At 68.2% G+C, this 20,572-nt stretch carries 23 protein-coding genes; 9 read left to right on the top strand and 14 right to left on the bottom strand.

Annotated elements, in window-relative coordinates; genetic code table 11:
- Positions 1 to 195: 195 nt before the first annotated feature.
- The 8 genes from BM345_RS16075 to BM345_RS16040 all read left to right on the top strand — a co-directional run bounded on the left by BM345_RS16075 (position 196) and on the right by BM345_RS16040 (position 8,896).
- On the top strand, positions 196 to 684 hold the full coding sequence (locus BM345_RS16075) for a hypothetical protein (RefSeq protein ID WP_093381051.1): 489 nt from the start codon (positions 196 to 198) through the stop codon (positions 682 to 684).
- A gap of 138 nt (positions 685 to 822) precedes the next feature.
- Positions 823 to 2,193, top strand: coding sequence for a tRNA (N6-isopentenyl adenosine(37)-C2)-methylthiotransferase MiaB (miaB, locus tag BM345_RS16070; protein ID WP_093381049.1), 1,371 nt, complete (start codon positions 823 to 825; stop codon positions 2,191 to 2,193).
- Positions 2,193 to 3,620, top strand: coding sequence for a sensor histidine kinase (locus tag BM345_RS16065; protein ID WP_093381048.1), 1,428 nt, complete (start codon positions 2,193 to 2,195; stop codon positions 3,618 to 3,620). The genes miaB and BM345_RS16065 overlap by 1 nt, the downstream gene beginning before the upstream one ends.
- Before the next feature lie 44 nt (positions 3,621 to 3,664).
- Positions 3,665 to 4,333, top strand: a complete 669-nt coding sequence (locus tag BM345_RS16060; protein ID WP_093381046.1) for a hypothetical protein — start codon at positions 3,665 to 3,667, stop codon at positions 4,331 to 4,333.
- Positions 4,330 to 5,751, top strand: a complete 1,422-nt coding sequence (locus tag BM345_RS16055; RefSeq protein WP_093381045.1) for a sigma 54-interacting transcriptional regulator — start codon at positions 4,330 to 4,332, stop codon at positions 5,749 to 5,751. Before BM345_RS16060 ends, BM345_RS16055 begins: the two co-directional genes overlap by 4 nt.
- 181 nt (positions 5,752 to 5,932) lie before the next feature.
- Positions 5,933 to 6,136, top strand: a complete 204-nt coding sequence (locus BM345_RS16050) for a hypothetical protein (protein ID WP_093381043.1) — start codon at positions 5,933 to 5,935, stop codon at positions 6,134 to 6,136.
- 8 nt (positions 6,137 to 6,144) lie between these two features.
- The gene (mdoH, locus tag BM345_RS16045; RefSeq protein ID WP_093381041.1) at positions 6,145 to 8,154 is read left to right on the top strand and encodes a glucans biosynthesis glucosyltransferase MdoH; all 2,010 of its coding nucleotides are present in this window, start codon (positions 6,145 to 6,147) and stop codon (positions 8,152 to 8,154) included.
- A gap of 103 nt (positions 8,155 to 8,257) precedes the next feature.
- Positions 8,258 to 8,896 (top strand): LysE family translocator, encoded by a 639-nt coding sequence (locus BM345_RS16040; protein WP_093381039.1) that lies wholly within the window; start codon positions 8,258 to 8,260, stop codon positions 8,894 to 8,896.
- Positions 8,897 to 8,946: 50 nt separating this feature from the next.
- On the opposite strand, the gene BM345_RS16035 is transcribed toward BM345_RS16040, so the two are convergent.
- The 8 genes from BM345_RS16035 to BM345_RS16000 all read right to left on the bottom strand — a co-directional run bounded on the left by BM345_RS16035 (position 8,947) and on the right by BM345_RS16000 (position 15,400).
- Entirely contained in the window at positions 8,947 to 9,642 is a 696-nt protein-coding gene (locus BM345_RS16035) for a cupredoxin domain-containing protein (protein ID WP_254789757.1), read from the bottom strand.
- Positions 9,643 to 9,664: 22 nt separating this feature from the next.
- Positions 9,665 to 10,036 carry a COG4315 family predicted lipoprotein gene (locus BM345_RS16030; protein ID WP_093381038.1) on the bottom strand — a complete coding sequence of 124 codons (372 nt, stop codon included), beginning with the start codon at positions 10,034 to 10,036 and terminating at the stop codon, positions 9,665 to 9,667.
- A gap of 227 nt (positions 10,037 to 10,263) precedes the next feature.
- The gene (locus tag BM345_RS16025; protein WP_093381036.1) at positions 10,264 to 11,091 is read right to left on the bottom strand and encodes a DNA alkylation repair protein; all 828 of its coding nucleotides are present in this window, start codon (positions 11,089 to 11,091) and stop codon (positions 10,264 to 10,266) included.
- 20 nt (positions 11,092 to 11,111) lie between these two features.
- Positions 11,112 to 11,705 (bottom strand): SCO family protein, encoded by a 594-nt coding sequence (locus BM345_RS16020; RefSeq protein WP_175545034.1) that lies wholly within the window; start codon positions 11,703 to 11,705, stop codon positions 11,112 to 11,114.
- 18 nt (positions 11,706 to 11,723) lie between these two features.
- The gene (cyoE, locus tag BM345_RS16015) at positions 11,724 to 12,632 is read right to left on the bottom strand and encodes a heme o synthase (RefSeq protein ID WP_093381033.1); all 909 of its coding nucleotides are present in this window, start codon (positions 12,630 to 12,632) and stop codon (positions 11,724 to 11,726) included.
- Positions 12,629 to 13,831 carry a COX15/CtaA family protein gene (locus BM345_RS16010; RefSeq protein WP_093381174.1) on the bottom strand — a complete coding sequence of 401 codons (1,203 nt, stop codon included), beginning with the start codon at positions 13,829 to 13,831 and terminating at the stop codon, positions 12,629 to 12,631. Before BM345_RS16010 ends, cyoE begins: the two co-directional genes overlap by 4 nt.
- A 5-nt stretch (positions 13,832 to 13,836) precedes the next feature.
- A complete protein-coding gene (locus BM345_RS16005) occupies positions 13,837 to 14,556 on the bottom strand; it encodes an SCO family protein (RefSeq protein ID WP_093381031.1) in 720 nt (239 codons plus the stop codon).
- Entirely contained in the window at positions 14,498 to 15,400 is a 903-nt protein-coding gene (locus BM345_RS16000) for an SURF1 family protein (protein ID WP_093381030.1), read from the bottom strand. The genes BM345_RS16005 and BM345_RS16000 overlap by 59 nt, the downstream gene beginning before the upstream one ends.
- Before the next feature lie 27 nt (positions 15,401 to 15,427).
- Between BM345_RS16000 and BM345_RS15995 the strand changes: the two genes are divergently transcribed.
- On the top strand, positions 15,428 to 15,658 hold the full coding sequence (locus BM345_RS15995; protein WP_093381028.1) for a twin transmembrane helix small protein: 231 nt from the start codon (positions 15,428 to 15,430) through the stop codon (positions 15,656 to 15,658).
- Positions 15,659 to 15,738: 80 nt separating this feature from the next.
- On the opposite strand, the gene BM345_RS15990 is transcribed toward BM345_RS15995, so the two are convergent.
- The 6 genes from BM345_RS15990 to coxB form a co-directional block, all read right to left on the bottom strand.
- Entirely contained in the window at positions 15,739 to 16,620 is an 882-nt protein-coding gene (locus tag BM345_RS15990) for a cytochrome c oxidase subunit 3 (RefSeq protein ID WP_093381026.1), read from the bottom strand.
- A 68-nt stretch (positions 16,621 to 16,688) separates the two neighbouring features.
- Positions 16,689 to 16,910 (bottom strand): DUF2970 domain-containing protein, encoded by a 222-nt coding sequence (locus BM345_RS15985; RefSeq protein WP_093381025.1) that lies wholly within the window; start codon positions 16,908 to 16,910, stop codon positions 16,689 to 16,691.
- A complete protein-coding gene (locus tag BM345_RS15980; protein WP_093381023.1) occupies positions 16,910 to 17,551 on the bottom strand; it encodes a cytochrome c oxidase assembly protein in 642 nt (213 codons plus the stop codon). The genes BM345_RS15985 and BM345_RS15980 overlap by 1 nt, the downstream gene beginning before the upstream one ends.
- Before the next feature lie 23 nt (positions 17,552 to 17,574).
- A complete protein-coding gene (locus BM345_RS30410) occupies positions 17,575 to 17,682 on the bottom strand; it encodes a cytochrome oxidase small assembly protein (RefSeq protein ID WP_217653994.1) in 108 nt (35 codons plus the stop codon).
- A 16-nt stretch (positions 17,683 to 17,698) separates the two neighbouring features.
- A complete protein-coding gene (gene ctaD, locus BM345_RS15975; protein WP_093381021.1) occupies positions 17,699 to 19,342 on the bottom strand; it encodes a cytochrome c oxidase subunit I in 1,644 nt (547 codons plus the stop codon).
- Positions 19,343 to 19,382: 40 nt separating this feature from the next.
- A complete protein-coding gene (gene coxB / locus BM345_RS15970; protein WP_093381019.1) occupies positions 19,383 to 20,552 on the bottom strand; it encodes a cytochrome c oxidase subunit II in 1,170 nt (389 codons plus the stop codon).
- Between the last annotated feature and the right edge of the window lie 20 nt (positions 20,553 to 20,572).

The raw sequence follows: 20,572 nt of genomic DNA, 5'->3' as shown, positions 1-20,572 counted from the left end.
TAACAACAACGGGGGCGACGTGAGGCAAATTTGGACCGACACTCTGAGATCGTTACCAAAGGCAACTATTGGACCAGTGACGGGGCCCGCGCGTCCATGCCTTCCGTAAAGATAGGTAAAGCCATGGTGGCCGGCCGTGGGGCGGGGCCGACACCTGTCTCGTAAAATCGCCCGCTCAGCCTCTGGATATACCCCATGAACCGCTGCATCGCCACAAGTTCCATCAAGACCCTCTTCATCGCTGCAGCCGCTGTCACGTCGCTGCTGCAACTGCCGGCCGCCCACGCGCAGGACGACGTGCTCCAGGGCCAGCCAGAAGCCGCCGTCGGCGGCCGCGTCTTTCCCATGAACGCCCTGCGCGGCGAGATCAGCTTCGGCGCGCCGCCCGCGATCCTGCTCGACGGCCAGGCCGCCCGCCTGTCGCCGGGTGTGCGCGTGCAGAGCGCCCAGCGCATGCTGACCTCGCCCGCATCGCTGGCGGGCCAGAGCTTCGCGGTGAACTACACCCGGGAAGCCACTTCGGGCATGGTCAACCAGATCTGGATCCTGAACAACCTGGAAGCCGGCACCAAGCGCGCGGGCGCCCCGAAGCCCTTCTTCAATTTCTGGCCCTTCGTCGCCAACACCGGCCCGCGCGACGACGGCACCACGCCCTACAACCAGTTGCCGGGCTACGGCCAGTAGGACGGGCCGGCTGGCCGCGGCGGGCCAGCCATGACGACAACACGACGCGACGCGCGGGGTCTGGACGATGCCCCGCGCCGGAGGCATCTCCTTTCCATTGACCGATCGCCCACCTGACCCACCCTCGACGGGCACCCCATGACCAAGAAAGTCTTCATCAAAACCTTCGGCTGCCAGATGAACGAGTACGACTCGGACAAGATGGCCGACGTGCTGAACGCCGCACAGGGCTACGAGCCCACCCAGGACGTGGAGGAAGCCGACCTCATCCTCTTCAACACCTGCTCGGTGCGCGAGAAGGCCCAGGAGAAGGTGTTCTCCGACCTGGGCCGCGTGAAGCACCTCAAGGCCAGGGGCGTGAAGATCGGCGTGGGCGGCTGCGTGGCCAGCCAGGAAGGCGACGCCATCATCGCCCGCGCGCCCTACGTGGACGTGGTGTTCGGCCCGCAGACCCTGCACCGCCTGCCCGAGCTGCTGGCCCGGCGCGAGCGCCTGGACCGCCCGCAGGTGGACATCAGCTTTCCGGAAATCGAGAAGTTCGACAACCTGCCGCCCGCGCGGGTGGAAGGCGCCACGGCTTTCGTCTCGATCATGGAAGGCTGCTCCAAGTACTGCAGCTACTGCGTGGTGCCCTACACCCGCGGCGAGGAAGTCAGCCGCCCCTTCGACGACGTGCTGGTCGAGGTGGCCGGCCTGGCCGCGCAGGGCGTGCGCGAAGTGACCCTGCTGGGCCAGAACGTCAACGCCTACCGCGGGAAGATGGGCGACACGAGCGAGATCGCCGACTTCGCCCTGCTCATCGAGTACGTGGCCGACATCCCGGGCATCGAGCGCATCCGCTACACCACCAGCCACCCCAACGAGTTCACGCCGCGCCTGATCGAGGCCTATGCCAAGGTGCCGCAGCTGGTGAACCACCTGCACCTGCCGGTGCAGCACGGCAGCGACCGCATCCTGATGGCGATGAAGCGCGGCTACACGGCCATGGAATACAAGAGCACGGTGCGCAAGCTGCGAGCCATCCGGCCGGACATCGCGCTGTCCAGCGACTTCATCGTCGGCTTCCCGGGCGAGACCGATGAAGACTTCGGCCGGATGATGAAGCTGATCGAGGACGTCGGCTTCGACTCCAGCTTCAGCTTCATCTTCAGCCCGCGTCCCGGCACGCCCGCGGCCGCCCTGCACGACGACACGCCGCACGAGGTCAAGCTCGCGCGCCTGCACCAGCTGCAGAAGAGCATCGACGACAACGTCAAGCGCATCGGCGAGAGCCGCGTGGGCACGCTGCAGCGCGTGCTGGTGGAAGGCGCTTCCCGCCGCGACGCCGACGAGCTGATGGGCCGCACCGAGTGCAACCGCGTGGTCAACTTCCAGGGCGACCACCGCCTGGTCGGCCAGATGATCGAGCTGCGCATCACCCGCTCGATGTCCTACACGCTGCGCGGCGAGGTGCCCACCCGCGAGGGCTCCGCGTTGCAGCAGGCCGGCGGCACGGTGCTGGCCGCCTGATGGGAAACCTCAAGTCCGCCCGCGGCTCCTTCCAGCAGTTGCTGCTCTTCGGCTTCCTCCTGATCACCGCGCTGCTGGTGGGCGTGGCGCTGCGCTCGGTGTTCCAGTACGACGGCCTCATGACCCAGAGCCGCGATGCCGCGGCGCGCGCCCTCACGCTTTCGGGCTCGGCCCAGTCGCTGGCCGAGCGCAGCGCCGCCATGGAGCGCGCCGGGCGTCAGTCGCTGGTGCTCAACGACGGCGTGCTGCGCCGCCGCTTCGAGGATGCGGCGCGCGACGCGCACGGCGCCATCGACCGCCTGGTGGCCAACGGCCTGCCGGTGGAGGCCGCCGACGAATGGCGCAAGCAGATCGGCTCCATCGAGTCGCTGCTCACCGGCCCGCAGGAAACCGCCCTGGCGCGCGAGAGCAGCATGGCGCTGCAGTTCCGCGACCTGGACGGCAACAACACGCAGATCGCGCAGCAGGCCCAGACGCTGATCGAGGCGCAGAACAAGGCGCTGGCCGACCGCATCGAGAGCGCCCGCCGCCGCCTGATGAGCGAAGTGCTGGCCGCCAGCGGCGTGGCCCTGGTCCTGGCGCTGGCCTTCGGCGTCTGGCTGGCGCGGCCTTTCAAGCACCTGGAGCGAGCCATCGTCGGCCTGGGAGAGAACCGCCTGGACGAACCTATCGACATCCGCGGCCCGGCCGACGTGCGCCGCGTGTCGGAGCAGCTGGAATGGCTGCGCCTGCGCCTGACCGAGCTGGACGCCGACAAGGCGCGCTTCCTGCGCCACGTGTCGCATGAGCTGAAGACGCCGCTGGCCGCGCTGCGCGAAGGCGTGTCGCTGCTGGAAGACGGCGTGACCGGCGCGTTGAACCCGGCGCAACGCGAGGTCGCCCAGATCCTGCAGCAGAACACCGTGGCGCTGCAGGGGCAGATCGAGGCGCTGCTGCGCTTCAACGCCGCCGCATTCGAGGCGCGCCAACTGCACCGCGAGCGCGTGCCGCTGCTGCCGTTGATCGAGGAGCAGGTCTATGCCCAGCGGCTGCAATGGCAGGCGCAGGGCCTGGAGGTGCGCGCCGAGGGCGAGGACCTGCAGGTCGCCGCCGACCGCGTCAAGCTGGGCACGGCGCTTGCCAATCTTCTCTCGAACGCGATCCGTTTCTCTGCGCGCGGCGGGCTGATCACGCTGGCGGTGTCCAGCGGGCCCGGCGTGGCGCGCATCGACATCTGCGACGCCGGCCCCGGCATTGCCGATGGCGACCGTGAACGCATCTTCGAACCCTTCTTCCGTGGAGAGCGCCAGCCCGAGCATGCGGTGAAAGGCACTGGTATCGGCCTTTCCATCGTGCAGGAGTACATTGCAGCCCATGGCGGCAGTGTCGAACTGCTGACCGACGGACCGGGCGCCCGCTTTCGCATCGAACTGCCGCGCACTGCCTGAGCCCGTCCCATTCTTCCTGTCCTGCGCCCCCTTTCCTGTCCTTCATGTCGTTGTTCCTGTCTGCCCGCAGAACTGTCTCGCTCTGGGCTGCCGCCGCCGCACCGGTGCTGCTGGCTGCCTGCTCGTCGCCCGCCGTGCTCAAGCCGGCACCCGCGACGGCCCCGGCGCCCGTGGTCCAGACCCTGCCCGCGCCCGTGATCCCGGTCGAGGCCGAGCCCAGCGCGCCGGCCACCCAGCCGGCCATCAATTTCATCGCCGCCACCTCCGGCCAGGTCGCCGCCGCGCTGGCCTATGCCGACAAGGTGCGAACCCTCAACCCCAATGACCTGGGCAACGAGATCAGCCGCCTGGGCGAGCCCGGCGAGGTGCCGCTGTCGCAGATGCAGCTGGCCATGGCCCTGGCCCAGACCCGCCAGGGCCCGGACCTGATCCGCGCCCAGGGCCTGATGCAGCGCGTGGCCAGCGGCACCACGCCCGAAGCCCAGCAGCTCGCACCCCTGGCGCGCACCCTGGGGGCCCGCTACGGCGAGCAGCGCAAGGTGGAGGAAGAGCGCGAGAAGCAGGCGCAGCAGCTGCGCGACAGCCAGCGCCGCATCGACCAGCTCACCGACCGCCTGGAAGCGCTGCGCGCCATCGAGCGCAGCTTCTCGCGTCCCAGCAACCATCCGCCGGCGGTGCCGGCCGCGCCGGCCCCCAGCGCCACCAAGCCATGAGCAGCGCGATTCCCGAGAACACCCACCGCGGCGCCCGCCTGCTGGTGGTGGACGACGACCCGGACATGCTGCGACTGCTGTCGATGCGCCTGACCGGCGCCGGCTACCAGGTGACGGCGGTGACTTCGGCGGAATCGGCGCTGACCCAGCTGGAGATCGAGCATCCGCAGCTGGTGCTCAGCGACGTGCGACTGCCCGGCAAGGACGGCCTGCAGTTGTTCGACCAGATCCGCCAGCAGCACCCGACGCTGCCGGTGATCCTGCTCACCGCGCACGGCACCATCCCCGACGCCGTGGAAGCCACCGCGCGCGGCGTGTTCGGCTACCTCACCAAGCCCTACGACGCACGCGAGCTGCTCGACAAGATCGGCCAGGCGCTGTCGCTGGCCGCGCCGGCCGTGCTGCCCGCCAAGGGCGCGGGCGACGAGAGCTGGCGCTCCGAGATCGTCAGCCGAAGCAACCGCATGGCCGAGCTGCTGGCCGAGGCGCGCATGGTGGCCAAGTCCGACGCCAGCGTGCTGCTGCGCGGCGACAGCGGCGCGGGCAAGGAGTTGCTGGCACGCGCCATCCACAAGGCCAGCTCGCGGGCGGAAAAGCCCTTTGTGGCGGTGAACTGCGGGGCCATTCCCGAGGCGCTGCTCGAGTCCGAGCTCTTCGGCCACATGAAGGGTGCCTTCACCGACGCGCATGCCAACCACAAGGGCCTGTTCCAGCAGGCCGACGGCGGCACCCTGCTGCTGGACGAAATCGGCGACATGCCGCCCGCCCTGCAGGTCAAGCTCCTGCGCGTGCTGCAGGAGCGGGCGGTGCGGCCGCTGGGCGGCAGCCAGTCGATCCAGGTCGACGTGCGCATCATCTCGGCCACCCACCGCGACCTGGACGCCGCCATGGAGGCCGGGCAGTTCCGCGAGGACCTGTACTACCGTCTCAACGTCGTGACACTGAACCTGCCCTCGCTGGCAGCGCGTCGCGAGGACATTCCCCTGTTGGCCAACCATTTCCTGCAGCGCCTGGCCGGCAAGTACAACAAGCGGCTGTCGGGATTTGCCCCGGAGGCATTGAAGGCCCTGACCACCGCGCCCTGGCCGGGCAACGTGCGCCAGCTCTACAACGTGGTGGAGCAGGTCTGCGCCCTGTCCACCTCGCCCCTGGTGCCGCTGGCCCTGGTGCAGCGGGCCCTGCGGGTGCCCACGGTGGAAGTGCAGACCTATGCCGAAGCCAAGCAGCGCTTCGAGCGCGACTACCTGGTGGGCCTGCTCAAGCTCACCGACGGCAACGTTGCGGACGCTGCCCGCCTGGCCGACCGCAACCGCACGGAGTTCTACCGGCTGCTGCAGAAACACGAGCTGACGCCGGGCTCCTTCAAGGGACCCGTGGCGGGCTCCGCAGAGGGCGTCGCCGACGAGCGACAGCCCTAAGTTGTTGATTTTCAATAACTAATTTTTTGGGCTGAATGGCCTTGTCGTGATCCGGCGACAAAAACGAGGGTTTTGAGGGCCAAGATCGGCGAATGGGCCGAAAAACCCAGACCACGCTCTCGCAAGTGGTTGATTTGGAAGCGTTTTTCCATGCTGGCACAGGGATTGCCCTATAGCTCGCATGACGACACTTTCCAGCCCATCTTTCGCCACGCGCTCGCCCCAGTACGGCCTGCGCCACAAGCACGTTTCGCCCTCGCGGCCACGCGCGGCGACCCAACTGTCCGGCTCGCTCGAGTCGGGTAACGGGATGGCGCCAGACAGCGTATTCAAGCGCTTTCCGGCAATCGGCGACACGCCGGTCCGCGACAAACAAGCTTTCTAAAGGCGCCGATGAAGCCCAACGATTTTTCCCAGCTGCGCGTGCTGGGCGAAAGCGACTTTGTCGCCGCTCGCCCCGCCGCCCGTGAAGAGCGCCACCCCAATTCCGTCACCGCCCCCCCGCTGAACCGCGGCTCGATGGTGCCGCGTCCCTGGCGTGGTTTCTGGAACAGCATCGGCACCGGCCTGCTGGTGCGCCTGGGTGCGGGCGGCGCCCGCCGCCAGGCCGCCGCGCCCGAGGCCCGCCAGCCCTGGCAGCGTGCTGCCGAGCGCCGCCGCTCCACCTTCGTCCTGCTGACGGTGCTGAGCACCGTGCTGGCCGCCTGCCTGTTCGCCACCATCCAGCCCGAGTACGACAACGCCCTGCTGCAGTACGGCCAGATCGCGCTCTACGCCATCCTGTCAGGCTGGGTCGTGACCGGCTTCGTCACCGCACTCATGGGCTTCTACGTCTCGGTGCGCGGCGACAAGCACGCCCTGTCGGCCAGGCAGGTCGCCGACCACCCGATGAATCCCGAGGCGCGGACGGCCATCATCATGCCGATCTGCAACGAGGACGTGGCCACCGTGTTCGCCGGCCTGCGCGCCACCTGCGAATCGGTCGCCGCCACGGGCCACGCGAAGCAATTCGACGTGTTCGTGCTGTCCGACAGCTACCAGGATGGCATGGCCGACGCCGAGCGCGCCGCCTGGGAAGACCTGCGCGCCGCGCTGGCCGAGAACCCGAACCAGCCGCAGGTGGAGGTGTACTACCGCCTGCGCACCCGCCGCACGCACCGCAAGGCCGGCAACGTGGCCGACTTCTGCCGCCGCTGGGGCAAGGACTACCGCTACATGGTCGTGCTGGATGCCGACTCGGTGATGAGCGGCGACTGCCTGACCGCCATGGTCAAGCTGATGGAAGCCAACCCCAGCGCCGGCATCATCCAGACCGCCACGCAGGCCATCGGCCACGTGACGCTGCACGCACGCGCCCAGCAGTTCGCCTCGCGCGTGACGGGCCGCCTGTTCACGCTGGGCATGCAGTTCTGGCAGCTGGGCGAATCCCACTACTGGGGCCACAACGCGATCATCCGCGTCGAGCCCTTCATGCAGCACTGCGCGCTGGCCCCCATCAAGGGCAAGGGCGGCATGTCGGGCGGCATCATGTCGCACGACTTCGTCGAAGCCGCGCTGATGCGCCGCGCCGGCTACCACGTGTGGCTGGTGGCCGACCTGGTGGGCAGCTACGAGCAGCAGCCGCCGGACCTTCTGGCCGAGCTGCAGCGCGACCGCCGCTGGTGCCAGGGCAACCTGCAGAACGCTCGGCTGATGGCCGAGCCCGGCATCCACCCCGTGCACCGCGCGATGTTCGTCACCGGCACCATGGCCTATGTGTCGGCCCCCCTGTGGCTGGCCTTCCTGACGCTGGGCACCACGCTGTGGCTGGCCGGCTCGAACCTGGTCGCCGACTGGCACGTGCTGCCGGCGGAACTGGCGGGCCTGTGGGCCTGGACCTTGTGCCTGCTGTTCCTGCCCCGCATCCTGGGCGTCGCCGCCATCCTGATGCGCAAGGAACAGCGCCAGTACGGCGGCTTCTGGGGCCTGGTCAAGAGCTCGCTCATGGAAAGCGCCATGGCCATCGTGCAGGCGCCGGTGCGCATGCTGGCCCACTCGCTGTTCGTGCTGGTGGCCATCACCGGCATCAAGCTGGACTGGAAGTCGCCTCCGCGGGAAGCCGCTGCAGTGGGTTGGCGCGACGCCGCCAGCGCCCTGGCCCCGATGAGCATCGTGGTCGGCATGCTGGCCCTGGGCATCGCCATGATCGACGCCAGCGCCCTGATCTGGCTGATGCCGGTGGGCCTGCCGCTGCTGCTGGCAATTCCGCTCACGGTGCTGACCAGCCAGCTGAGCCTGGGTGCCAGCCTGCGCGACCGCGGCTTCCTGCTGATTCCCGAGGAATCGCGCTCGCCCGCCGTGCTGCGCCGCGCCTGGATGCATGCCCTGCGCCTGTCGCGCCCGGCTGCGCTGGCCACCGCCTGAGGACGGTTCGACGGCTCACGAAAGGCCCGCTGTTGCGGGCCTTTTTCATTGGATCTGTATCTCGCGGCGCCCTTCGGGTTTCCGGTATCGTCGAGAGACTCCCATGATCTCCACCTCGCACTTCATCCTCTTTTTCGGCGCCGCGCTGCTGATGGCTCTTACCCCGGGGCCGAACATGATCTACCTGATCTCGCGCTCGCTGTGCCAGGGCCGCGCGGCCGGGGTGATGTCGTGGTTCGGCGTGGTGCTGGGCTTCACGGTGCACATGTGCTCGGCGGCGCTGGGCCTCACGGCCCTGTTCATGGCCGTGCCGCTGGGCTACGAGATCCTGAAGATCGCCGGCGCCATCTACCTGCTGTGGCTGGCCTGGCAGGCGCTGCGCCCGGGTGCACGCTCGCCCTTCGAGACGCGCGAGCTTGCGCCGCAGTCGCCGCGCAAGCTCTTCACCATGGGGCTGCTCACCAGCATCCTGAACCCCAAGGTCGCGATCTTCTACCTGTCGGTGCTGCCGCAGTTCATCACGCCCGAATCGGGCTCGGTGCTGGGTCAGAGCCTGCTGCTGGGCAGCACGCAGGTCGCCATCGGCGCCACGGTGAACCTGCTGGTCACGCTGTCCGCCGCCGGCATCTCGCAATGGTTCGCCAGCAACCGCTTCTGGATGCGGCTGCAGAACCAGCTGATGGGCATGGTGCTGGGCGCGCTGGCGGTGCGCCTGCTGTTCCAGCAGCGCACGCCCGCCTGATCCACCCCGGAGCCGGCCCGCGCGCGCAGGCCGGCCGGAGTCGCCTTTTCTCAGATGCGGCGGCGCCTGGGCACGACGTTGAGTTGCAGCTTCGCCTCGGCCGCCGCGCTGGTCAGCGTGAGCGTCTGCGGCGCGATGTCGATGAGCTGGTCCGGGTGCCAGATGCGCACCACGACCGGCCCGTCGGGCACATCTTCCATCGTCACCTTGCCGTCCGCGCCGGTGAGCGCAGCCCAAGGCGAATCGCTCACGTAGACATGGCCCCGCATCGAGGGATGCAGGTGGCAGCCCAGCAGCACCGCGCCTGCCTTGTCGAAGCTGGCGTCGGCGATGCTGGCCGGCTTGCCTTCCGCCTTGCCGTTGAGCATCAGCTCGAAGCCCTCGCCCGGGCTCGCGCTGAACTGCGCCAGCCCGGCCGCCGAGGCGCGCACATGGTGGTCCCAGGTGTCGTTGTTGACGAAGCGCGCCTTGGCACCCACCGCCACGACGCTGGTGGCGGGCACGAAGCGCATCTTCTCCTGCACGATGGTCACGCGAGTTGGCAGTGGCGTCCTGGGCGCCCCGCCACCCGCAGGCTGGAGGATGACCACGGCGTCCGGAACGGGTGCGCCGTCCTTGTCGAGTGCGGTGACCTGCAGGTTGCCTGCCTGCGCGGCGGCACAGGCCAGCGCCAGCAGCGCCGCCGTGGCGCGCGGCACGAGTGCCGCCAGGCCCCGGCCGCTCGTCGAAGATCGAAGGGTGCTCATGTGGATGCGAGCCCGTTCGCCTTCAGGGTTTGACCACGTGCCAGACGTTGCGGTAGTTGTCGCCGTAGCGGTCGCCCGGTTCCTGGTCCTCCGGCCAGTAGTACAGCGGCTTGCCCTTGAAGGCCCACTGCTTCTTGCCGTCGTCGCGCACCACCACCGAGAACTCGCCGACGGGCGCCCCGCCCTCGGCGACCATGAAGGGCGGCCAGTTCACCGCGCACGGGCCGTTGCAGGAGGACTTGCCGGGCGTCTTGTCGGCGTCGAAGGTGTAGAGCGTCATGCGCTTGGCATCGACCAGGATGCCCTGGTCGGCCGTGGCCGGTGCCTTGGCGGACGTCGAAGCGCAGCCGGCCAGGAAGGCCAGGCCGAATGCGGCGAGCGGGAAATACTTCATGCTGGAGTCTCCGTACCACTGCGAGCTTGCAGTTTGTTACAAACACGGAGGGCGCCGATTTATTCCCTGGTCATGCGAGAACCCGGGAAAGCGTTGAGTAAATGCACAGAAAGTCACGTCTCGATCGCCAAAGCTTGCGCCGGGCGGACGATTCGGTCCCACTGCCACTCACGGGGGACGCGGCTGAAGTGATCGAACGGGTCTTGGCCGCGCGAAGCCAGGCGGCCTCAGGCGCCCTTGCGCAGGGTGCGCCGCGCCCGCTGCACGATGTAGCGCGTAGCGGGCGAGTCGCTTTTCCCCAGCCAGCGCTCGCAGGTTTCATCGACCCAGGGCCCTTGCGTCTTGCTGGCGTCGTTGAGCCAGTTGGCCACGGAGTTCTGCACGTAGCGGCTGCCGTCCGCGCGCAGGGCCTCCAGCAGCGGCAGGGCCTGCCAGGGCTCGGACTTCAACGCCTCGATCTGCGCGCACCAGACGCCGCGCGGGCGGGTCAGCTCGCTCGCGAAGCGCCGGATGTTCGGGTCGGCGTCCAGTGCCCAGGGTTGCAGCAGCGCCAGCGCCTGGCCGGGCGCCGTGCTCACCGCGTCTCGTACCGCCATCCATGCGAACTCGCGCACGCCGAAGTGCGTGTCGGCGGCAAATCGACGCACGGCCTCCAGTTGCGCCGCCAGCGGCAGGCCGGAGAGCGTCACCCACTGCGTGGCCCAGCAGCGGGCCACGTCGCTCGCGTGGGTGGCCAGCCGATGCGCCACCGCGTCGCGCTCGCCGTGCAGTGCCGTCAGGTCGTAGAGGGCCCGCGACACGTGGCCGTGGCGCTGCATGGGCTTGAACGCGGCCAGCATGGCCAGGGTGTCGAGCAGGCGATCGGCCTGCGGGTCCAGCCCGATGTGCTGCGCCACCTGCGCCGCCAGCCGTTGCAGGTCCAGCGCGAGAAACTCGTTGAGGTTGACCGTCTCGAGCAGGCCCAGGCTCAGGCCTTCCAGCACCTCGGGCTCGATCAGGGCGATGCGATAGGCGCCCTTGCGCGACTTGAGATGGTCGAGGCTGCCTTCGGCCATGGGCGCACGCCGCTGCGGGTTCAGCCCTGCAGCAGCGTCTTGACGTCGCCCACCATGGGCGCCACGCCCTGCCCGTAGCGGGCATAGAGGCGCAGCCGGCCCTCGGGGTCGTAGACGTAGCTGGCGGCCGAATGGTCCATGGAGTAGGCGGTGGGCGTCTTGCCCTCCACCTTCTTGTAGTAGACCTTGAAGTCCTTGGCCAGCGCGGCAAGCTGCTCCTGCGTGGGTATGAGCGCGACGAAGGAAGGATCGAATGCGCCCATGTAGGCCTTCATCACCTCGGGCGTGTCGCGGTCCGGGTCCACGGTGACGAACACCACCTGCAGCTTGCCGGCGTCCGCGCCCAGCTGCTGCTTGACCTGCGCCATCTCGGTCATGGTGGTGGGGCACACGTCGGGGCACTGGGCATAGCCGAAGAAGAGCACCACCACCTTGCCCTTGAAGTCGGCCAGGGTGCGGGTGGCGCCGTTGGCGTCCTTGAGCGAGAAGCCCTTGGCGTAGTCCGCGCCGGTGATGTCCACCGCATTGAAGCTGGCCTTGTTCTGCATGCAGCCGGCCAGTCCCAGCGTGGCGCCGCCGGCGGCCAGCAGCTTGAGCAGGTCGCGCTTGTTCATGGTGGGGCTCATGTGTCGTCAGTAGGTGATGTAGTGGTCCACCAGCAGCGCGGCGAAGAGCACGCTCAGGTGGACCAGGGAGAATCGGAAGGTCTTGCGCGCCAGCGCATCCGAGTAGTGGCGCCACAGCTTGAAGGCATAGCCCGAGAAGCCCACGCTCACCCCGACGGCCACCAGCAGGTACAGCCAGCCGCTCATGCCGTAGATGAAGGGCATCAGGCAGGCGGCAAAGAGGATGAAGGTGTAGAGCAGCACCTGCAGGCGCGTGAACTCGTTGCCGTGCGTCACCGGCAGCATCGGCAGGCCGGCCTTGCGATAGTCCTCCACCCGGTACAGGGCCAGGGCCCAGAAGTGCGGCGGCGTCCACAGGAAGATGATGAGGAAGAGGATCAGCGCCTCAGGCCCCACGTCGCCGCGCATCGCGGCCCAGCCCAGCACCGGCGGCATGGCGCCCGACGCGCCACCGATCACGATGTTCTGCGGCGTGAGCGGCTTCAGGATCACGGTGTAGATCACCGCGTAGCCCACGAAGGTGGCGAAAGTAAGCCACATGGTGAGCGGGTTCACCGTGAACCACAGCAGGGCCGAGCCCAGCGCGCACAGCACGACGGAGAAGGACAGCGCCTGCCAGTCGCTGAGCTCGCCGCGGGCGGTGGGCCGCCAGGCGGTGCGCTTCATCTTGGCGTCAATGCCCTTCTCGACCAGGCAGTTGAAGGCGGCGGCGGCCGCAGCCACCAGCCAGATGCCGATGCATGCGAACAGCCCCTGCACCACGTCGTCCCACGACGGGATGCCGGGCACGGCCAGCACCATGCCGATGAAGGCGCAGAAGACGATCAGCTGCACCACGCGAGGCTTGGTAAGGGCGTAGTACTGGCGCAGCACGTTGGCGCCATGGCTGTCTTGGGCGGACAAGGGCGTGCTCATTGTTCGAGGATCTTGTTGGAAGCGAGGCCCGCCGAATGGCGGTGCGGCACGGTGGCGGCGGCACGCCGGCTTTCGCACAGCGTCCAGGTCAGCACCACCGCGAGGGCGGCGGCGCCGCCGGTGTGCAGCAGCGCGGCGACCAGCGGCCAGCCCAGCAGCACGTTGCCCAGGCCCGTGGCCAGCTGCAGCAGCGCCAGGCCGATCAGCCAGCGCGCCTGCGCGCGCAGGGCCGGCGCCTGGCGCAGCAGCTGCCAGGCCAGCACGCCGATGGACGCGAAGGCCAGGTAGGCCATCAGCCGGTGCGTGTAGTGGATGGCGGTGAGCGCAGCGAATTCGATGGGCGCGCCATGGCTGGCGGTGCCCAGCTCGCGCCAGATCTCGAAGCCCTGGGCGAAGTTCATGGGCGGCCACCAGCTGTCCTGGCAGGTCGGGAACTGGGTGCAGGCCAGCACCGCGTAGTTGGTGCTGACCCAGCCGCCCAGCGCAATCTGCAGCAGCACCACGCCGGCCGTCCACCACAGGAGGGTGCGCAGCGCCGGGGCGATGGGCGCCGGCAGGCGCGCCTGCGCTGCGTGGCCATAGCGAACGGCCTGGATGCACAGCAGCGCCAGCAGCACCATCGCGCCCAGCAGGTGCAGGGTGACGATGGCCGGATAGAGGCGCCAGGTGACGGTGAGCGCGCCGAAGGCGCCCTGCAGGCACACCCACACCAGCGTGGCCGCGGGCCACCAGGCACTCAGCGATGCCACGCCGCGGCGCGTCGCCTGCGGCGCCAGCCGCTCGCGGCGGCGGACCACCCAGGTGGTCACGGCCAGCACCAGGATCAGGAAGCCGACGCTGGTGGCCAGGTAGCGGTGCACCATTTCCACCCAGGCCTTGCCGTGCGTGACCGGGCCGGTGGGCTGGGCCGCCTGCGCCATGGCGATCTCGTGGCGCGCGCCCAGCGGGCTGGCGTTGCCGTAGCAGCCGGGCCAGTCGGGGCAGCCCAGGCCGGAATCGGACAGGCGGGTGAAGGCGCCGAACAGCGTCAGGTCGAAGGTGAGGAACAGGGTGAGCACCGTGAGCGCCTGCAGCCGGCGGCCGGCGCCCTCGCCCACGTGCCGGCGCCACACCCACAGCAGCGGACCCAGCGCGATCAGCACGCCCATGCCCAGCAGCCACGCCACCGGTGCGAGGTCGTAGAGCGGTTGCGCGTCCATGCCGTTCATCGGCCGGCTTCGTCCCATGAGGAGGACGCGCGCAGCATGCGCTCGACATCGCGCTTGGCCTTGGCAGCGCCTGCGGCGTCCATGCGGGCGGGGAAGCGCATCATCCAGTGGCCCATCGGGTCGACCAGGTACATGTGCTCGTCGAGCTGGTGGCCCGCGGCCGGCGCCAGCCACTGCGCGAGCTGCGCCTGCGGCACGCGCAGCACGGTGGCGCCCTGCAGCGCGCCGCCCAGGCGGGCGGGCGGGGGCGCATCGTCGGTGATGAGCCAGACGCGGTCCAGGCGGTCCTTCTCGCGGCCCAGGCTCTCGCGCAGCTGGCGCTGCAGGTACAGCTGCTGCTCGCACACGCTGTCGCAGCCCGATTGGCCCACCACCACCAGCAGCCACTGCCCCTTGAGCGAGCGCAGATCGACCGGCCGTCCGTCCCCGCCGACGGCAGTGAGCGCGGGCAAGGGGCGCTGCGGGTCGATCAGCTGCCCGTAGGAGGCGTTCCCGGTCGGCTTGACCACGTAGTAGGTGAAGTAGGAGGCGATGACCGGCGCCGCGCACACGAGCATCACCAGCAGCATGCGGATGCGCCCCGTGCGCCGGCCTTCACCCGCTTCCAGCGTCTGCTGGGGCGTGGGCATGGAATGCACCGTGAGGCCGAGCGGCTCGTCAGCCACGGCGCTGGCGCCTGGCGCGGCGGAAGGGGACGATGAATTGGAACCAGACATAAAGTACTGCGACAAGGGCCGCGAGACCGAACCACTGGAATGCGTAGCCGTAATGCCGGTCGATGCCCAGCGCCGGGGCCGGCCAGTCACGCTGCAGTCCTTGGGAGGCACTGCCGATTTCCTGCAGGGACAGTTCCGTGCGTAGCGGCAGGCCGGTCTGCGTGCGGAAAGCGTCCAGGTCCAGATTTTGCCGGATGGGGGAAGACCCCGCGGCAGCGGCCGCCGCAGCCCCGGCCGGCGGTGCCGCGCCGGCGCTGCCTTGGGCAGGCGCGGTGGCAGCCTCGGCGGCGGGCGTGGCTGCTGCGCTGCCGGCGGCGGGCGCGGCGGGCGGCTCCTTGCCCAGCTCCAGCAGGTGGGCTGGCGGCGGGGCGATGAGCGCCTCGACCTCCACCAGGCCACCGGGGGTCTGCACCGGCGCCAACTGCGTGCGGTCGTTGAAATTGCGCTGGATCCAGCCACGCTGGACCATCACCGTCTCGTTGCTGCCTTCCAGCGCCAGGGGCGTGAGCACGTAGAAGCCCGGGATGCCGTGCATCTGCCGGTTGTCCAGGTAGACGGTCTGCGAGGCCAGCCACAGGCCGCGCAGGCGCACGCGGCGGTGCAGCGCGTCGACCGGCTTCGGCAGGGCCAGGAACTCGGCCTGGTCCAGCACGGGCTGCAGCCCCTGCGCCTCGATCTGGGCCTGCAGGGCTTCCTTCTGGGCCGCGCGGCGCAGTTGCCAGTTGCCCAGCGCGATTCCGAGGGCGATGAGCGCCAGCGCGACGACGGCGAAAAGAAGGGTGTGGCCCCGCTTGCGGGTGCGTGCCGGCGCCTGCGCCGACTGGAAGGGTGCCGCCGTGCTCACGCGACGCCCGGACCGCGCAGGTCGATAATGCTTGTCATGAAATTCGTCATTGCCCTGGTGTTCCTGGGCATCCTGGCCAGCTTGGGATCCGCCCTGTACTTCATGCTCAGGGACGGGCGCGAGGGGCGCGCCAAGTCCGGAGGCATGGCGCGCGCGCTCACGGTTCGGATCGGCCTGTCGGTGGTTTTGTTCCTGTGCGTGCTGCTGGCCTGGAAGCTCGGCTACATCCAGCCAGGGGGCCTTCCGGTCGGCAAATAAGTCCGGCCGGCGGGCTTCCTCGGAGAACCATGAAAAAAGCGCCTTGCGGCGCTTTTCTCTTTTGCCGTCGTGCGAGAGTCTCAAAGCCAGTAGACCAGCAGGTACAGGCCCAGCCACACCACGTCCACGAAGTGCCAGTACCAGGCCGCGCCCTCGAAGCCGAAGTGGCGCTCGGGCGTGAAGTGGCCCTTGTGCAGGCGCAGCGTGATGAAGAACAGCATCAGCATGCCCACGAACACGTGCAGGCCGTGGAAGCCCGTCAGCATGAAGAAGGTCGAGCCGTAGGTGCCCGAGCTGAGCTTGAGGTTCAGCTCGGTGTAGAGGTGGTGGTACTCGTAGCCCTGCACGCACAGGAAGATGAAGCCCAGCAGCACCGTGACCCACATGAAGCGGATGGTCTGCGCGCGGTGGTTGGCGCGCAGCGCATGGTGGGCGATGGTGAGGGTCACGCCCGAGCTCAGCAGCAGCGCGGTGTTGATGGTGGGCAGCCAGAAGGGGCCCACGGTCTGGAAGGGCTCGACGATGTTGGCCGGCGAGGCGGTGGCGCCGGCCGCCAGCGTGGGCCACACGGCCTTGAAGTCGGGCCACAGCAGCGCGTTGTCCAGGCTGCCCAGCGCCGGCAGCGAGTGGGTGCGGGCCCACCACAGCGCGGTGAAGAAGGCGCCGAAGAACATCACCTCCGAGAAGATGAACCAGCTCATGCTCCAGCGGTAGGACAGGTCGATCTTGTAGCCGTATTGCCCGCCTTCGCTCTCGTGCGCTGCCGTGCGGAACCAGCGGAACAGGGTGGTCAGCCAGATGACCATGCCGGCCAGCAGGGACCAGGCGCCCCAGGCGTGGCCGTTGATCCACTGGGCCGCGCCCAGGATCACCAGGAACAGCCCGGCCGCGGTGACGACCGGGTAAGCCGAGGGGGCCGGCACGAAGTAATAAGGCGTGGTGCCGTGGGCGGTTGAACTCATGTGGGCTCCTGCTTTCTCTTCTCTCTGTTCAGTCTCTTCTCGGGCTCTTTTTTCCAGGTGCCGCCGCGTCAGGGCGCCACCACGAACTTCACCAGCAAGACCAGCGCGACCACGAACAGCACCGCCGCCACCAGCCCGACGGCGATGATGTGCAGCGGCGTCAGCCGCTTGATGTCTTCCTGGTAGCTGCTGTTCTTGCGCACGCCGAAGAAGCCCCAGGCCACCGCCTTCACGGTGCGCAGCAGCGAGGGCTTGCGCTCCTCGGGGGGCAGCTCGTGCGGCGCGGCCATCACGACCTGGGCTCCGCCTTGGCAGCGGCGTCGGTGCCGGCCGTCTTCGCGGGCGCGGCGGGCACCGGGCTGCCGACCTCGAAGAAGGTGTAGGACAGGGTGATGGTCTTCACGTCCTTGGACAGCTTCGGGTCGATCACGAAGGCCACCGGCCACTGCTTCTTCTCGCCCGCGTCCAGCGTGTACTGGTTGAAGCAGAAGCACTCCAGCTTGTTGAAGTAGGGCGCGGCCTGCTGCGGCGCATAGCTGGGAATGGCCTGCGCGGCCATGCGGCGGTTCTGCGTGTTCTGGAACTCGTACATCACCGTGTGCAGCTCGCCCGGATGGACTTCCATCGTGCTGAGCGCCGGCTTGAAGTCCCACAGCCCGCGCGCGTTGGCGTCGAACTCCACCGTGATGGTGCGGCTCTTGTCGACCTGCGTGTTGTTGACCCGCACGTCCTTGCCGCCGGAGGCGCCGCCGGGCACCTGCAGTTCGGACAACGCCAGGATGTTGATGCCCGTGACCTCGCAGATGGCGCGGTACATGGGCACCAGCGCATAGCCGAAGGCGAACATGCCGGCCGTGATCACGGCGAGCTTCCCCACCATGCGAAGGTTGTGGCGGCGGGTGCGTTCGCTGTTGCTGCTGCGGCTGGCCATGGCGCTTGTGCGGGCTCCGGGCGTCAGCGCATGAAGGTCATGCGGGCGATGAAGCCGAGGAAGAACACCACGGCGATGGAGGCCAGGATCAGCCCCATGCGGCGGTTGCTCTTCTTCTGTTCGGGCGTCATTGCGATGGGTCCTGTATCAGCCGATCACCTTGGTGGCGGTGGCATCCAGCTTGGGCGGGGTCTCGAAGGTGTGGAAGGGCGCCGGCGAGGGCACTTCCCATTCCAGGCCTTCGGCCGCTTCCCAGGGCTTCTGCGGGGCGGGCTCGCCCTTGCCGCGCATCGTGGGAATGACGATGTAGATGAAGAAATACACCTGTGCCAGGCCGAAGGCGAAGGCACCCACCGAGGCGATCGCGTTGAAGTCGGCGAACTGCATCGGGTAGTCGGCATAGCGGCGGGGCATGCCGGCCAGGCCCAGGAAGTGCATCGGGAAGAAGGTGACGTTGAATGAGATCAGCGACCACCAGAAGTGCACCTTGCCGCGCCATTCGTTGTACATGACGCCGGTCCACTTGGGCACCCAGTAGTAGAAGCCGGCGAACATGGCGTAGAGCGAGCCGGCCACCAGCACGTAGTGGAAGTGGGCCACCACGTAGTAGGTGTCCTGCAGCTGGATGTCGATGGGGGCCACCGCCAGGATCAGGCCGGTGAAGCCGCCCATGGTGAACACGAAGATGAAGCCCACCGCGAACAGCATGGGGGTCTCGAAGGTCATCGAGCCCTGCCACATGGTGGCGATCCAGTTGAAGATCTTCACCGCCGTGGGCACCGCGATCAGCATGGTCGCGTACATGAAGAACAGCTGGCCCGTCACCGGCATGCCGGTGGTGAACATGTGGTGCGCCCACACGATGAAGGACAGGATGGCGATCGAGCTGGTGGCATACACCATCGAGGCGTAGCCGAACAGCTTCTTGCGCGAGAAGGCCGGCACGATCTGGCTCACGATGCCGAAGGCCGGCAGGATCATGATGTAGACCTCGGGGTGGCCGAAGAACCAGAAGATGTGCTGGTACATCACCGGGTCGCCGCCGCCGGCGGGGTTGAAGAAGCTGGTGCCGAAGTGGCGGTCGGTCAGCGTCATCGTGATGGCGCCGGCCAGCACGGGCATCACCGCGATCAGCAGGTAGGCGGTGATCAGCCAGGTCCAGCAGAACATCGGCATCTTCATCAGCGTCATGCCGGGGGCGCGCATGTTGAGGATGGTCACGATGATGTTGATCGAGCCCATGATCGAGGACGCGCCCATGATGTGCATGGCAAAGATGCCGGCGTCCATCGAGGGGCCCATCTGCAGCGTCAGCGGCGCGTAGAGCGTCCAGCCCGCGGCCGGTGCGCCGCCGGGCATGAAGAAGGAACCCACCAGCATCGCTGCCGCCGGGATCAGCAGCCAGAAGCTCAGGTTGTTCATGCGCGCGAAGGCCATGTCGGATGCGCCGATCTGCAGCGGGATCATCCAGTTCGCGAAGCCCACGAAGGCCGGCATGATCGCGCCGAACACCATGATCAGGCCGTGCATGGTGGTGAGCTGGTTGAACAGCTCGGGGTTCACCAGCTGCAGGCCGGGCTGGAACAGCTCGGCGCGGATGCCCATGGCCAGGATGCCGCCCACCATCAGCATGGCGAAGGAGAACAGCAGGTACAGGGTGCCGATGTCCTTGTGGTTGGTCGCGAAGACCCAGCGGCGCCAGCCCGTGGGGGCGTGGTGGTCGTGATGCCCTTCGTCGTGACCGTGGCCGTGGCCGGCCGAGTGCCCGTGGTCGTCGAGGATTGCGCTCATGTCGATCTACTTTCTTCTCTGCAACGCTGCTGGGGAGGACTTACTTGCCGCGATCGGCCAGCACTTCGGAGGGCTGCACCAGCTGGCCGGTCTTGTTGGACCAGCTGTTCTTGGTGAAGGTGACCACGGCCGCGATGTCCGTGTCGCTCAGCTGCTTCCAGGCGGGCATGGCACCGTTGTTGGCACCGTTGAGCACGATGTGCAGCTGCTTGTTGTGGTCGGCATCCAGCACGATGGCCGAGCCGTCCAGCGGCTTGATCGGGCCGGCGCCCTTGCCATTGGCCTGGTGGCAGGCCGCGCAGTTGGCGGCATAGACCTTCTCGCCACGCGCCAGCATGTCGGGCAGGGTCCAGACCTTGTTCGGGTCGTCCTGCTTGGCCGCGGCTTCCTTGCGCTTCTCGTCCACCCATGCGGTGTAGTCCTCGGCGGGCAGCACCTTCACGTGGATCGGCATGTACGCGTGCTCCTTGCCGCACAGTTCCTGGCACTGGCCGTAGTAGTCGCCCACCTTCTCGGCACGGAACCAGGTGTCGCGCACGAAGCCGGGGATGGCGTCCTGCTTGATGCCGAACTGCGGCACCGCGAAGGCGTGGATCACGTCGTTGGCCGTGGTGATGATGCGGATCTTCTTGTTCACCGGCACCACCAGCGGGTTGTCCACCTCGAACAGGTAGTTGTCGGGCACCGCGCCCTTGGCACCGGAGTTGGAGAAGGCACGGTGCTCGGGCAGCAGCGTGGAGATGAAGCCCAGGCCCTCGCCTTCGCCCTTGATGTAGTCGTAGCCCCACTTCCACTGGTAGCCGGTGGCCTTGATGGTCAGGTCGGAGTTGGTGGTGTCCTTCTGGGCCACCAGGACCCGGGTGGCGGGCAGCGCCATCAGGATCACGATGAGGAAGGGAATGATCGTCCAGACGACTTCGACGACCACCGATTCATGGAAGTTGGCCGCCTTGTGGCCCACCGACTTGCGGTGCTTCCAGATGGAATAGAACATGACCGAGAACACGGCGATGAAGATCACCGTGCACAGCACCATCATCGCGTTGTGCAGGAAGTGCTGCTCCTGCGAGATCTTGGTGACGCCGACCGGCAGGTTCAGCTGGCGAACCCCGGGGCCGCCCGCCAGGTCGTTGACAGCGTAAGCCGCGCCGCTGAATGCCGCGCCGGTCGCCAGGAGCAGGTTCGCCGCCTTGTACCAAATGCTCTTCATCGTGTTCACTTCTTCATTTT

The organism is Variovorax sp. OV329 (assembly GCF_900114785.1).
Taxonomy (GTDB): Bacteria; Pseudomonadota; Gammaproteobacteria; order Burkholderiales; family Burkholderiaceae_C; genus Variovorax.
This window is presented reverse-complemented; position numbering and strand designations above follow the sequence as displayed.

Bases quoted from the DNA above. Each gene is read 5' to 3' on its own strand.
- BM345_RS16075 (WP_093381051.1), top strand. From the start codon at position 196: ATGAACCGCTGCATCGCCACAAGTTCCATCAAGACCCTCTTCATCGCT.
- miaB (WP_093381049.1), top strand. From the start codon at position 823: ATGACCAAGAAAGTCTTCATCAAAACCTTCGGCTGCCAGATGAACGAG.
- BM345_RS16065 (WP_093381048.1), top strand. From the start codon at position 2,193: ATGGGAAACCTCAAGTCCGCCCGCGGCTCCTTCCAGCAGTTGCTGCTC.
- BM345_RS16060 (WP_093381046.1), top strand. From the start codon at position 3,665: ATGTCGTTGTTCCTGTCTGCCCGCAGAACTGTCTCGCTCTGGGCTGCC.
- BM345_RS16055 (WP_093381045.1), top strand. From the start codon at position 4,330: ATGAGCAGCGCGATTCCCGAGAACACCCACCGCGGCGCCCGCCTGCTG.
- BM345_RS16050 (WP_093381043.1), top strand. From the start codon at position 5,933: ATGACGACACTTTCCAGCCCATCTTTCGCCACGCGCTCGCCCCAGTAC.
- mdoH (WP_093381041.1), top strand. From the start codon at position 6,145: ATGAAGCCCAACGATTTTTCCCAGCTGCGCGTGCTGGGCGAAAGCGAC.
- BM345_RS16040 (WP_093381039.1), top strand. From the start codon at position 8,258: ATGATCTCCACCTCGCACTTCATCCTCTTTTTCGGCGCCGCGCTGCTG.
- BM345_RS16035 (WP_254789757.1), bottom strand. From the start codon at position 9,642: ATGAGCACCCTTCGATCTTCGACGAGCGGCCGGGGCCTGGCGGCACTC.
- BM345_RS16030 (WP_093381038.1), bottom strand. From the start codon at position 10,036: ATGAAGTATTTCCCGCTCGCCGCATTCGGCCTGGCCTTCCTGGCCGGC.
- BM345_RS16025 (WP_093381036.1), bottom strand. From the start codon at position 11,091: ATGGCCGAAGGCAGCCTCGACCATCTCAAGTCGCGCAAGGGCGCCTAT.
- BM345_RS16020 (WP_175545034.1), bottom strand. From the start codon at position 11,705: ATGAACAAGCGCGACCTGCTCAAGCTGCTGGCCGCCGGCGGCGCCACG.
- cyoE (WP_093381033.1), bottom strand. From the start codon at position 12,632: ATGAGCACGCCCTTGTCCGCCCAAGACAGCCATGGCGCCAACGTGCTG.
- BM345_RS16010 (WP_093381174.1), bottom strand. From the start codon at position 13,831: ATGGACGCGCAACCGCTCTACGACCTCGCACCGGTGGCGTGGCTGCTG.
- BM345_RS16005 (WP_093381031.1), bottom strand. From the start codon at position 14,556: ATGTCTGGTTCCAATTCATCGTCCCCTTCCGCCGCGCCAGGCGCCAGC.
- BM345_RS15995 (WP_093381028.1), top strand. From the start codon at position 15,428: ATGCTTGTCATGAAATTCGTCATTGCCCTGGTGTTCCTGGGCATCCTG.
- BM345_RS15990 (WP_093381026.1), bottom strand. From the start codon at position 16,620: ATGAGTTCAACCGCCCACGGCACCACGCCTTATTACTTCGTGCCGGCC.
- BM345_RS15985 (WP_093381025.1), bottom strand. From the start codon at position 16,910: ATGGCCGCGCCGCACGAGCTGCCCCCCGAGGAGCGCAAGCCCTCGCTG.
- BM345_RS15980 (WP_093381023.1), bottom strand. From the start codon at position 17,551: ATGGCCAGCCGCAGCAGCAACAGCGAACGCACCCGCCGCCACAACCTT.
- BM345_RS30410 (WP_217653994.1), bottom strand. From the start codon at position 17,682: ATGACGCCCGAACAGAAGAAGAGCAACCGCCGCATGGGGCTGATCCTG.
- ctaD (WP_093381021.1), bottom strand. From the start codon at position 19,342: ATGAGCGCAATCCTCGACGACCACGGGCACTCGGCCGGCCACGGCCAC.
- coxB (WP_093381019.1), bottom strand. From the start codon at position 20,552: ATGAAGAGCATTTGGTACAAGGCGGCGAACCTGCTCCTGGCGACCGGC.